We start from the raw sequence: 12,175 nt of genomic DNA on the forward strand, positions 1-12,175 counted from the left end.
AGGCAAGATCCTCATTGGCCTGCGGCATACGCTCACCCATGACCATAAAAAAGAGAGCATTCGCCCAGTCAGGCACCTCGATCGCCATGACGGATCAGCGCCTACCCGTCTCGCACGAGGAGTTGGTGACGGGCAGCGAATCGTCCAGCTTGATCCGGTCCGGGGCGGTACGCACCTCGAACTCGACCTCACACACGACTACTCCTCCCGGCCCTCGCCGATCTCCTCACGCAGCCTCGCGCCACCCCTGCGCCGACTCCGGACTGCCCAGGGACTGACCCGCCCCGCATACCACTGCGCGCAGGTGACTCTATGGTGTGAGGATCGCCCATGCCCTCACCACATGTGTCGCACTCCAGTCTACCGCCCGTGACAGGTGTGCTGTCGCACAGCACGTATTCGAAGTCGCTGTCGTGGTGGGGGCCTTCCTCGTGGAAAGGTGGATGGACGGACGGATCGAAACCCGCCCTGGTGCGTCCCAGAACTCCGCCATGATCGGGCGACCGTCCTGAACGGTCGTGACGAGTGCGCCGACGTCGGGGTTGAGTAACGTCGTCCAGGGCCTGTTCGCTGCACGGGCGTTGACGTTCCGCGGCCGGCCGCGCCACCTCGCGGATCGGCCCGGCAGCGCGCTCACCGGATTCTTCAGACGGTCCAGCCGATGAGCGCGTGCAGTTTCGGACACGTACCCGCCGTCGAGGCCCAGTTCAAGTCCCAGGTCGACGCGCTCCTCGATCGGCGACAGGCGCAGTTCACCGAGACGGTGCCACTGGCCGGCCTCGTACGGGCCGGGGATCGCCGCCAGCGGTTCGCCCCGTCACAGTGACATGGCGCTCTCCACCGGCTCGTAGGCACGAGTGTGCTCGTCGGCCCGGCGGGCCCGCTCGGCCGTGCGGGCGTGGACCTCCGACGGTGGAGCATGTCGCAGTGGCGCGATCCGATCGCTATGCAATGCGCGGCGAATAGAAACACGTGCGCTCACAAGGTGTGAACCTTTCGTCACAGTTCAGGCTGAGCGGCCGTGCATCACCGCGATGCAGAATCCGGCCCGAGTTGGCCGCAGAACGGTGCTATCGTCACCGTGTGATGATCGAAGTCGACAGAGCGTAGCCACCCGAAGGCGGCGCACCCGCAGGCCACTCGCGACAGCCCTGCGCATACCCGGGCGCTGACCCGGTCCTGCGCGTACGGTCGCCCTCCTGCCTGCCGTCGGTGTGGCTCCCTGCGTCCCTCCACCAAAACGTCCTCCCCTCGTGTCCCCATCGTCCGCGCGTGGTATGCGCCGGACCGTGCCGGCGGCACGGGCGGGGATGTCCGGACCGTCGCACCGTGCCGGGGCATTGCCCCCCGCCTTCGGCAACGATCCCCCCACGTCGTCTCTCGAGGAGACACACACCGATGCCACAGACCGTGATCGACGACTTTCCCTTCGAACGAGCCGCCGGCTGCCCGTTCGACCCACCCCCGCGACTCGCCGCCCTGCGCTCCCACGCCCCGTTGGTCCCGGTACGTATCTGGGACGGCGGGACGCCCTGGCTGGTCACCCGCTACGAGGACCAGCGCGCCGTGCTGTCCGATCCCCGCTTCAGCGCCGACTCAAGCAGGCCGGGCCTGCCCGCACCGACTGAGGGGTTCGCAGCGCAGGGCCGCCAGGAGGTGCGGGCCCTGAGCATGCAGGACGGTCCCGAGCACGCGCGTCAGCGCCGTATGCTCATCGGCCACTTCACGGTCAGGCGAATCAACGCGATGACTCCGCGGCTGGTGCGGATCATCGACGGCCTGCTGGACCGGATGGAGGCCGCCGGGCCGGCGACCGACCTGGTGAAGGCCTTCGCGCTGCCCCTGCCCTCCCTGGTCATCGGCGAACTGCTGGGCGTCCCGGAGCAGGATCAGGCCCTCTTCCAGCGCGTGTCGGCCACCATGATCTCCCGGGACAGCACCGCGCGGAAGTTCACCGAAGCCTGCGCCGAACTTGGCGACTACCTGGGCGAACTGATCCGGCGCAAGGACGCCGATCCGGGCGACGACCTGCTCAGCTCCCTGGTCGTCACACGTATGCGCAGCGGTGAGCTCACGCCCGAGCTGCTCGTCGAAACGGCGATCACCCTGCTGGTCGCGGGGCACGAGACCACCACCAACCAGCTCGCCCTCGGCACCCTGGTGCTGCTGCGAAATCCCGATCAGCTCGCCGTAGTCCGGGACAGCGACGACCCCGCTCGGGTCGCGTCGGCCGTGGAGGAACTGCTGCGCTATCTGTCCATCACGCAGACCGGACTCGCCCGGGTCGCCACGGAGGACGTGGAGATCGGGGGTCGGCTGGTCCGCGCGGGCGAGGGTGTCATCGTGCCGAACGCCTCCGGCAACCGCGACGCGGCCGTCTTCGACGACCCCGACCGGTTCGACATCGGCAGGCCGCACGTACGCGGACATCTCGCATTCGGCCACGGGCCCCATCAGTGCCTGGGACAGGCGCTGGCCCGGCTGGAACTGCAACTCGCCCACCCGGCCCTGCTGCGCCGCTTCCCCGCACTGCGCACCACCGTGCCGAACGAGGACATCGCCTTCAAACACGACATGATCGCGTACGGCGTGCACGAACTGCCCGTCACCTGGTGACCCGTAGCCACGTCCGGTCGGCGCGGCCCGACCGGGAGGCCCCACCCGCTCCCGTACCCTTCGACCCGGAGACGGCGACCGTCCTCGACGGGCTGGGCGACCTGCGCGCCGCCGAGCCGGCTTCGCCCGCGGACGTGCCGCGGTGGCGCGCGCACCTGGCCGCCGTGGCACCCGGGCCCACCCTGGAGGAACTGCGCGACGGCGGACGCTTCGAGGTGGCGGAACACACGGTGCCCGGACCCGCCGGAGCGCCGGACGTGCCACTCCTGGTCGCCCGCCCGGCGGGACTGACCGACGGCGCCCCCGTCGTCTACCACCTCCACGGTGGCGGCATGATCGGCGGTACCAGCCGTACCGGCGTACCCGGCATTCTGCGCGAGTGGGCCGTGCCACTCGGGCTTGTCGTGGTCTCCGTCGACTACCGGCTGGCCCCCGAGCACCCCTACCCGGCAGGCGTCGAGGACTGCTACGCAGGCCTGTTGTGGGTGGCCCGGCACGCCGTCCGAGCCGGCGGAGATCCGGAGCGGATCGTGGTCGCGGGAGGCAGCGCGGGTGGCGGGCTGACCGCGGCCGTCGCGCTCATGGCGCGAGACCGGGACGGACCGCGCCTGACCGGCCAGCTGGCGATGTGCGCCATGCTCGACGACCGCAACGACACCCCGTCGGCACGGCAGATGGCCGGCCGGGGCGTGTGGGACCAGCGCGCCAACGAGGCCGCCTGGACCTCGCTGCTCGGCGAGGCCCGTGGCACGGAGCGGGTTGCGCCGTACGCCGCACCCGCCCGCGCCACCGACCTGTCCGGTCTGCCGCCCGCCTACATGGACGTCGGCGCGGCCGAGACCTACCGCGACGAGGTCACCACATATGCCACCCGCATCTGGCGGGCCGGGGGCGATGCCGAACTCCACGTCTGGTCGGGCGGATTCCACGGCTTCGACCAGATCTCCCCCGACACCGCAGTGGCCCGCGACGCCCGCGAGTCCCGCGTCCGCTGGCTCCGCCGCGTTCTGGACCGGTGAGGGCGCGGCACCTCCACGTGGCGCACGCCCAGCATGGGTTTCCGGGCTTCCTCTCCCGACGTGACGGCGATCACAGAGCGAGTTCCTGCTCGCACATGTAAGAAGCGGCTTGCTGCGTGCATTGCTCGGTGTGAACACCGAGACGAAAGGAGGGCGCGTGACGGCTGCCGAGCGCTTCCGCAGTGTCTACGAAGAGCATTACCCGCGTGTCCTCGCCTACGCCACGAGCCTGGTCGGACGGCAAGTGGGAGAGGACATCACCAGCGAGGCCTTCACCGTCGCCTGGCGGCGCCTGAACGACATGCCCCACCCCCCGCTGCCCTGGCTGCTGGGCGTGGCCCGCAACCTGGTGCGCGAACTGCGCCGCCGGGACGCCCTGCAGTACACGGTCGCCGCCGAGGAGGCGCAACGCCTCACCAGCGGCGGCCAGACCCACGTCGGTGATGTCGCGGCGGTGGTCACGGACCGGCACGTCGCGCTACAGGCCCTCGCGAGCCTGTCGGAGGCCGATCGGGAACTGCTCACGCTGATCGCCTGGCAGGGCCTGAGCCCCCGCGACGCCGCCCGGGTCCTGAACTGCACCGGCCCGACCCTGACCGTACGGCTGTACCGGGCCCGGCGACGTCTGGAGAAGGCGCTGGAGACGGCACAGGCCGCAGAGGCGGCTCCCGTGGACGGCGTACACACCGCATACCCCCCTCATGGCCAAGGAGCACCCGCATGAAGAACCCCTCCAAGCGATCCGAGCGGCACGACGTCATGGACGTGCTCGCCGACGCGCGTCCCGACGCACTGGACCCCGCGCGGCTGACGGATCCGACGCGGCAGCGGCAGGACCTCGCACGCATCGTCGCCGAACCCGCGGACAGCCGCTCCGCGCGCCGCGGGATCAGATTCCGCCCGCTGGGAGCGGTGGCGCTGACCGCGGTGGCGGCCTCGGTGGTGGTGGCCGTCGGCACGAGCGGCGCGCAGGCACCGGGCGACCGGCCCGTGGCACAGCCGCCCTCCCCCACGACGACGCGGGCGACGGATGCCGGCGAGGACGTGCGCGTCGACGGTCACATCGAGCTGCTCAGCGCGGCCCGGAACGCCGAGACCGCGTCCGCGAAGGGCACGTACTGGCAGACCACCACGCAGTCGCGGTACCTGGACGTCGCCGAGGCGAACGGGCAGACCTTCGCCGTGAGCAACACGTCGACCGAGCAGTGGTCGGTGGGTGTACGGCCCGGAACCCAGAGCCTGATGGTCACGGGACTGGACGCGGTGATCGAGCCCTGGACCGCCGCGGACAAGGCCCGCTGGCACGCCGCGGGCTCGCCCGACACCGTCTCGATCGACGCCGGGCAGAAGAACGGGACCCGCAGGTCTTACGCCTTGGGCGCCGACCGGCCGACGGTGATGCGGACGAACGTCGACGGCGACATCTACGCCGTCGGCCCGGACAACGTCTCCTACGAGGACCTTCGGGCACTGCCCTCCACCAGTAAGGAGCTGCGCCGCTACCTGGAAGGTCTGTACGCGCGGGAGAGCAGCGCCGACAACGCCGGCGCGGGCCGCAGCGCCTTCGTCCTGCGCCAGGCGGGCAACCTCGCGACGATGCCCGTGAAGCCGGCCGTTCGGGCAGCGGCCTACCGTGTGATGGCCGAACTGCCCGGAGTCCGGGTGGTCCGGCACGTCACCGATCCGCTGGGGCGCGAGGGTGTCGGTGTGGAGTCCCCGAACACGTACCGCACCGCGGCGGGCACCATACGGCAGCGGCTGGTCATCGACCCGGCGACCGGCGCGATGCTCTGCGACCAGGACCTGCTGGTCGAGCCGTCGGCCGGTGCCGAGGAGGCGGGTCTCAAGGCCGGCACCACGCTCAACTACCACGCGACCACCCGGATGAGCTGGGGCGAGCGCCAGATCACCGTGCCCGAGAACACCGACAGCTGAGCCGATCCGCGCGGGCGCGCGGCACGCACCGTAGTGTGTCGCGCCGCCCCGTGGACCGACTCCGCCGTCAGCTGCGTTCGTTCAGCGTCATCCGTGTTTCACCACGTCATGGGACAGGAGCCCCTATCATGCGCAGACCCAGCGGGCACGTGACGGGGGCCGTCGCCCTCGCCGTGGCCCTCGTCGCGGGCCTGACCGGCCAAGCCGCGGCGTCCCCGCCCGCCGGTGCCCGGAGCGGGGGTGGTTCGAGTACGGCGAAGGTGTCGGCCACGGTGACGCTGATCACCGGCGACCGGGTCATGATGAACGCCGCGGGCCGGGTCGTGCGGGTGGAACGCGCGAAGGGCCGGGAGCGCGTGCCGATCCAGGTCCGGAAGGTCGCCGGACACACACGTGTGATACCCGGCGACGCCGAACTGCCGCTGGCGACGGGTCGGTTGGACCCGCGGCTGTTCGACGTGACCGGGCTGGTGGCGGACCACTACGACGACGCGCACCGGTCCGAGCTGCCGCTGATCGTCACCTTCCGGGACCGTGCGAAGCGCTCGACGAGCCCCCTCACCGACGCCGGGGCGAGGGTCGAACGCGCGTTGCCGGTCGTCGACGGGGCGGCGCTGCACGCCCCCAAGAAGCGCGCCACCGAGTTCTGGGACGCCGTGACCGGCGGGGCAACCGGGGCCGGCGGGGAGGAAGGTGCCGGGTCCGGGGCGCGGTTCGCCGCCTCGGGGGTGCGGAAGGTGTGGCTGGACGGCACGCTGCGGGCCGCCCTCGACAGGAGCGTCCCCCAGATCGGCGCACCGGCCGCCTGGGCCGCCGGATACGACGGCACCGGCACCAAGGTCGCGGTACTGGACAGCGGGGTCGACGCGGACCACCCGGATCTGGCGGGCCAGGTGATCGCGGAACAGAACTTCTCCGACTCCCCGGACGGGGAGGACCGCTACGGCCACGGCACCCACGTCGCGTCCATCGTGGCCGGCACGGGGGCCGAGTCCGGCGGCCGGTACAAAGGCGTCGCCCCGGGTGCGAAGATTCTGGACGCCAAGATCCTGAACGACCGGGGTGCCGCCGAGGAGTCCACCGTCCTGGCCGGCATGGAATGGGCGGTGTCCCAGGGCGCCGACGTCGTCAACCTCAGTGTCGGCGCCGCGGACACACCCGGCACCGACCCCGTGGAAGAGGCGATCGACCGGCTCTCCGCCGACACCGGAACGCTCTTCGTCGTCGCGGCCGGCAACGACGGACCGGGCGAGGGCACGGTCAACACACCGGGCAGCGCCCCGGCCGCGCTCACCGTCGGCGCCGTCGACGACGCGGACCGGCTCGCGGACTCCTCCGGCCGCGGCCCGCGCGTCGGGGACAGCGGGGTCAAACCCGACCTGACCGCACCCGGTGTCGCCATCACGGCGGCGGCGTCCCCCGGCAGCACCCTGGAGCACGCCTACCCCTCCGACACCCCGGGCTACATCACCCTCGACGGCACCTCGATGGCCACCCCGCACGTCGCGGGGGCCGCCGCCCTCATCGCCCAGCAGCACCCCGACTGGAGCGGCGGGCGTCTCAAGGCGGTGCTGACCGGTTCTGCCGAACCCGGCGCGTACAGCTCGTTCCAGCAGGGCACCGGCCGGACCGATGTGGCGCGCGCCCTCAAGCAGAACGTCGTCACCGAGCAGGGGCCCCTCGACTTCGGCGCGCAGCAGTGGCCCCACGACGACGACAAGCCGGTGACGCGGCGGCTCACCTACCGCAACCTCGGTACGCAGCCGGTCACGCTGGACCTGTCCGTCGACGCCCGTGCGGTGGACGGGGGGCCCGCCCCCGACGGCATGTTCGCCCTCTCGCCGCAGCACCTCACCGTCCCGGCGGGCGGCGAGGCGAGCACCGCGCTCACCGCGGACACCCGGGCCGGCACCACCGACGGCACGTTCGGCGGTTCGGTGTCCGCCGTCTCCGCCGACGGCGAGGTCAGGGTGCGCACCGCCGTGGGGGTGGAGCGCGAGGTGGAGATGTACACCCTGACGCTCAAGCACCTCGACGAGAACGGCGAGCCCACGGGCGACGCCGTGACCGACGTCCAGGGCGTGGACAGCGACTTCCACGCCTCCTACGCCGACGAGGAGGACGGCGAGTTCACGGTCCGGCTGCCCAAGGGCGACTACTCCCTGCTCGACACCGTCCACCCGGGATTCGAGTCCCCGGTGCACGCCCTGCTGTTCCAGCCCAGGCTGCGGCTGGACGCGGACACCACCGTCACCCTCGACGCCCGGCGGGCCCGGCCGGTCCGGGCCACCCTGCCCGAACCGGCGGCCACCAACATCGACGCCATGATCGCCCTGGGATGGCAGCGCGGCACCGGCCTGGAGCCGGGGCTGTTCTCCTACGGCTTCCCCGACTTCCGGAGTTTCACCGTCGGACAGATCGGCCCCGCGCTGCCCGCCGACCAGGCGTTCGCCCAGTACTCGGGCACCTGGAGCGACGACGCTGCGAGCGGCCGGACGCCGGTCGCCTACCACCTGGCCTGGAAGCGGGTCGGCGACCTCGGGGGCTTCACCACCGAGGTCCGGCGCGAGCAACTGGCCGAGGTCGACTTCCGGGTCGGCGAGACCACCGCGGGCGGGCAGGGCAGCATCCTCGCCCAGGCCCTCACCCCCACCGGGGAACTGACCTCGCTCGGGTCGCCCGTCACCTCAGACCTGCCGCTGCACGGCACGCACTACGTCCTCGGTGACGACATCCGGTGGAACTTCCTCGTCCAGACCGGCGCCGGCCCCGACGACGAGTTCTGGACCACCGGGACCTACCGGGCCGGCCGGCACTACACCGAGCGGTTCAACACCGGTGTCTTTGGTCCGGCGCTCGGCGACACGAGCACCGCGCCGCCCGTCGTCACCCCCGGCATCTCCCGGAACGGGAACGTCATCAGGGCGTATCTGCCGCAGTACAACGACGGCTCCCGCCACTGGAACACCCACTCCGGAACGCTTCGGGAGAGTTCGCTCCTGGCCGACGGCAAAGAGGTCGCCGAGCCCGACGGCGTCTCCCCGGCCGAGGACCTCGCCCGCTACACCGTCCCCGCCGAGGACAGTACCTACCGGCTGACCCTGGACAGCTCCCGGGACCCCGAGGTCGCGTCGGTGAGCACCCGGGTCAGGTCGGTGTGGACCTTCCGTTCCGCCAAGACACCGGAAGGCGCCTGGTCGGCGCTGCCCCTGTCCGCGGTCCGCTTCACGCCCCGGCTGACGTCGGCGAGCACCGCGAAGGCGGGCGTGCGGTTCGAGGTGCCCTTCCACGTCGAGGGCGCCGCGGCGGGAGAGCGGCCCCGAAGGCTCGCCTTCACCGTCTCGTACGACGGGGGGAACACCTGGCAGGCCGCCCGGGCCGTCGACGGGACGCACCTGGTCCTGCGACACCCGGCCGGCGCCGGGTCGGTCTCCCTGCGGGCCGAACTGACCGACGCCCGGGGCAACACACTGGTCCAGACGATCGAGCGGGCCTATCTCACCACCCCGTAGCCCCTCGGACCCGCTGCGAGCAATGCGGGTCAGTTCCCACACCTGTGAAACAGCAGGTGTGGGCGTCGTATGGCGATTGCACGGAAGGTGTGATCACGGCGCCCCAGTTCGGCACACGTGTGTCAACATTGGCATGGCACGCGGCACGTGGGTTTCTGCGGTTCCGGCAGTCCCCGCGGTGCCTCAGAGCGTGCGTACCGCAATCCGGCGCCTTCTCCCACTGGGGAGCAGCTCGGCTGCGCGCGCCGGACAGTCACCTGAAAGGTTCGGTTCCCTTGCGCAGGAATCTATTGAGGTCGGGAGCGATCGCGGCCGCGGCCGTCGCCCTGTCGTTCGGTGCGGGCACCGCGTCCGCCACTCCCGGCGGCCCGGGAGTGACGGCGAAGGTCATCTCCCAGACCACGTTCGGCGGGAAGGACTACATCCTCCGGGAGATCACCGTTCCCCCGGGCCAGAGCACCGGCTGGCACTACCACGACGGGACCCTCTACGGTTTCGTCCAGCACGGCACGCTGAGCCACTTCGACTCCGACTGCGCGTCCGACGGGGTGTACAAGGCCGGCAGCACGCTCACGGAGCCCTCCGGTTCCCAGCACGTGCACATCGGGCGCAACCTCGGCACGACCGACATCGTCCTGGACGTGCTCTACGTGCTGCCGCACGGGGCTCCCCTGTCGGAGGACGCCCCCAACCCCGGCTGCGACTTCCAGTAGGACGCGGCCGTTGTCCCGGCCGGGCGGAGAGCGTTCCGCCCGGCCCCTCCCGGCTCACGGCCCGAGGGCCTCCGCCCTGGCCCGCATCTCGGCGGCGCGGGCGACGCGCAGGCCGGTGAAGAGTTCGGCAGCCTTCAGCCAGCAAGTACGGGCCTCCTCGGTGGCTCCGCGCCGCTGGTGGACGGTGGCGAGGTTGTCGAGGGTCTCGGCCTCGTTGTAGACGTCGAGGGTCTCCTCGAAGAGGTGCCGTGCCTTCTTGAGGTCGTCGACGGCGGTGTCGAGGTCGTCGAGGCCGAGCCGGGCGACGCCGAGGGTGCCCCAGGCCATCGCCTCGAAGCGGCGCTCCCCGGTGTCCCGGCAGACGGGCAGCGCCTCCTCGCACAGCGCGACCGCCTCCTGGTTCTCCCCCATGTCGGACACCTTGAAGGCCAGTTCGAGCAGGGCGCGGGCCAGTTCGTCCGGCCGACCGAGCGTGCGGGCGATCGTCAGGGCCGTGCGCGCGTGGCCCAGGGCCTCCTCGGGGCGCTCCAGCTTGCTGCACACCCAGGAGGCACGCCGTTCGGCACCGGTGCGGTGCTCCGCTGGGAGCCGGGACAGGTAGGGGAGGCGGGTCTCGATCAGCCCGCCGACCTCGTCGCCGCGGCCGGTCTCGATGAGGGCGCGGATCAGGTTGTGGCTGCTGCGTTCGACGGCGACGGGGTCGTCGAGCTTCAGGGCCGCGTCGAGGGCGATGCGCGTGGCGGCGATCTCCTCCGGCCAGCGTCCCGTGGTCTCGTTGTAGGACACCCACTCCAGGGCGACGTCGATCCGGCGGCGCAGCAGCCGCGGGTCGTCCACGGCACGCAGCGCGGCCGCCGCGGTCTGCTCCTCCTGCCGGTACCAGTCCAGGGCGTCCGTCCGGTTGTCGAGCGGGACGTGGACCGCGCCCGCCGCCGGGTCGTCGGGCAGGCCGGAGCGGAACTGCTGCGTCACGTGGACGTTGGCGCTCTTGGCGTTGTGGTGCAGATAGCTGAGCAGGCGGTCCAGGGCGCCGAGACGGTCGTCGTCGTGGTGCTCCGCGAGTTCGGCGCCGTAGGCGCGCACCAGGTCGTGGAGGACGTAGCGGCCCTCGGCGTCCCGGGAGACCAGGCTGGCCGAGGCCAGTTCGCGCAGGTGCCCGCGCGCCTGGGTCATGGGCAGCCCGGCGAGGGAGGCCGCCGCCTGGGCGGACGCGGCCGAGCCGGGGTGGAGGGACAGGTACCGGAAGAACCGGGCCGTGGCCGGGCCGAGCGCGCGGTAGGACCGGGAGAAGACGGCGCGGACGTCGACACTGCGGTCGTCGGCGGACAGCGCGTCCAGCCGGGGCCTGGCCTCGCGCAGTTCGGCGACGGCGACCCGCAGCGGGAGGCGGGGTTCGGCGCCGAGCTGGGCGCCGACGACGGCCACCGCCAGGGGCAGGTGCCCGCACAGGTGGACCAGTTCCGCGGCGGCCTCCGGTTCCGCCGCGCAGCGCTCGGCGCCGATCCTCGCGGCCAGCGCGGCGAGGGCCTCCTCGGGCGTCCACACGTCGAGGCCGACCGGTGTGGCGCCGTCGGCCGCGGCCAGGCCGAGCAGCTGGTTGCGGGACGTGACGACGGTCAGGCATCCGGGGGCAGCGGGCAGCAGGGGTCTGACCTGCTCGGCGTCCCGGGCGTTGTCGAGGACCACGACGAGTCTGAGGGTCGCGGCCCGCTGGCGGAACAGGGCGCCGCGCTGCTCGGTCGCCGAGGGGATGTCGGTGCTGGGGACTCCGAGGCCCCGCAGGAAGACGCCGAGGGCGTCGCCCGGGTCCAGTGGTTTGCCGGAGTCGTCGAAGCCACGCAGGTTCACGTAGAGCTGGCCGTCGGGGAACCGCTCGCACATCTGGTGCGCCCAGTGCACGGCGAGGGCCGTCTTGCCGACGCCGGCCATGCCGCCGATCGAGGAGATGACGACATGGCCGCCCTGGGCGGCAGCCCGGTCCTCGAGGGCGCGCAGCTGGGCCAGCACGCCTTCACGGCCCCGGAACACCGCGAGATCGGGTGGCAGCTGCCGGGGGACCGGACGGGTGCCCGGCCGGGCCGCCGCCACCAGGCGCCGCCGCTGCTCCTCGTCCACGTCGAGGGCGTCCATCAGCTCACCGAGTGTGGCCTGCCGCGGCAGGCTCTTGCCGCGCTCCATGTCGCTGATGGCCCGGACGCTGACGCCCGAGGCCTCGGCCAGGCTCTCCAGTGTGAGCAGTGCTCTCTGCCGTGCCTCACGCAGCAACGGACCGAACGCGTTCGTCTCCACCGTCCACCCCCTGATCGATCTCCGGGCAAGCCTCTCACGAGGGGGTTTCGTGCCGCTCGCCGCGGGCGGGACCAAACTGCATGTGAACTGC

At 72.1% G+C, this 12,175-nt stretch carries 8 protein-coding genes; 7 read left to right on the forward strand and 1 reads right to left on the reverse strand.

What is annotated here, in order from left to right; translation table 11 throughout:
- Positions 1-661: 661 nt before the first annotated feature.
- The 7 genes from IE94_RS40085 (at position 662) to IE94_RS0132365 (ending at position 9,795) form a co-directional block, all read left to right on the forward strand.
- A complete protein-coding gene (locus tag IE94_RS40085; protein ID WP_157849415.1) occupies positions 662-826 on the forward strand; it encodes a hypothetical protein in 165 nt (54 codons plus the stop codon).
- Positions 827-1,398: 572 nt separating this feature from the next.
- On the forward strand, positions 1,399-2,616 hold the full coding sequence (locus tag IE94_RS0132340) for a cytochrome P450 (RefSeq protein ID WP_030191503.1): 1,218 nt from the start codon (positions 1,399-1,401) through the stop codon (positions 2,614-2,616).
- The gene (locus tag IE94_RS0132345; RefSeq protein ID WP_051777808.1) at positions 2,613-3,635 is read left to right on the forward strand and encodes an alpha/beta hydrolase; all 1,023 of its coding nucleotides are present in this window, start codon (positions 2,613-2,615) and stop codon (positions 3,633-3,635) included. Before IE94_RS0132340 ends, IE94_RS0132345 begins: the two co-directional genes overlap by 4 nt.
- 157 nt (positions 3,636-3,792) lie before the next feature.
- On the forward strand, positions 3,793-4,359 hold the full coding sequence (locus tag IE94_RS0132350) for an RNA polymerase sigma factor (protein ID WP_030191505.1): 567 nt from the start codon (positions 3,793-3,795) through the stop codon (positions 4,357-4,359).
- Positions 4,356-5,570 carry a CU044_5270 family protein gene (locus tag IE94_RS0132355; RefSeq protein WP_030191507.1) on the forward strand — a complete coding sequence of 405 codons (1,215 nt, stop codon included), beginning with the start codon at positions 4,356-4,358 and terminating at the stop codon, positions 5,568-5,570. Before IE94_RS0132350 ends, IE94_RS0132355 begins: the two co-directional genes overlap by 4 nt.
- A 128-nt stretch (positions 5,571-5,698) precedes the next feature.
- On the forward strand, positions 5,699-9,082 hold the full coding sequence (locus IE94_RS0132360) for a S8 family peptidase (protein ID WP_030191510.1): 3,384 nt from the start codon (positions 5,699-5,701) through the stop codon (positions 9,080-9,082).
- A 275-nt stretch (positions 9,083-9,357) separates the two neighbouring features.
- Positions 9,358-9,795: a cupin domain-containing protein gene (locus IE94_RS0132365; protein WP_030191512.1), complete on the forward strand. Its 438-nt coding sequence runs from the start codon at positions 9,358-9,360 to the stop codon at positions 9,793-9,795.
- Between the two features lie 54 nt (positions 9,796-9,849).
- On the opposite strand, the gene IE94_RS0132370 is transcribed toward IE94_RS0132365, so the two are convergent.
- Entirely contained in the window at positions 9,850-12,084 is a 2,235-nt protein-coding gene (locus tag IE94_RS0132370) for a helix-turn-helix domain-containing protein (protein WP_030191514.1), read from the reverse strand.
- Between the last annotated feature and the right edge of the window lie 91 nt (positions 12,085-12,175).

It is taken from the genome of Streptomyces violaceorubidus (genome assembly GCF_000717995.1).
Lineage (GTDB): Bacteria > Actinomycetota > Actinomycetes > Streptomycetales > Streptomycetaceae > Streptomyces > Streptomyces violaceorubidus.

Coding starts and splice junctions, on each gene's coding strand:
- IE94_RS40085 (WP_157849415.1), top strand. CDS start 662: ATGAGCGCGTGCAGTTTCGGACACGTACCCGCCGTCGAGGCCCAGTTC.
- IE94_RS0132340 (WP_030191503.1), top strand. CDS start 1,399: ATGCCACAGACCGTGATCGACGACTTTCCCTTCGAACGAGCCGCCGGC.
- IE94_RS0132360 (WP_030191510.1), top strand. CDS start 5,699: ATGCGCAGACCCAGCGGGCACGTGACGGGGGCCGTCGCCCTCGCCGTG.
- IE94_RS0132355 (WP_030191507.1), top strand. CDS start 4,356: ATGAAGAACCCCTCCAAGCGATCCGAGCGGCACGACGTCATGGACGTG.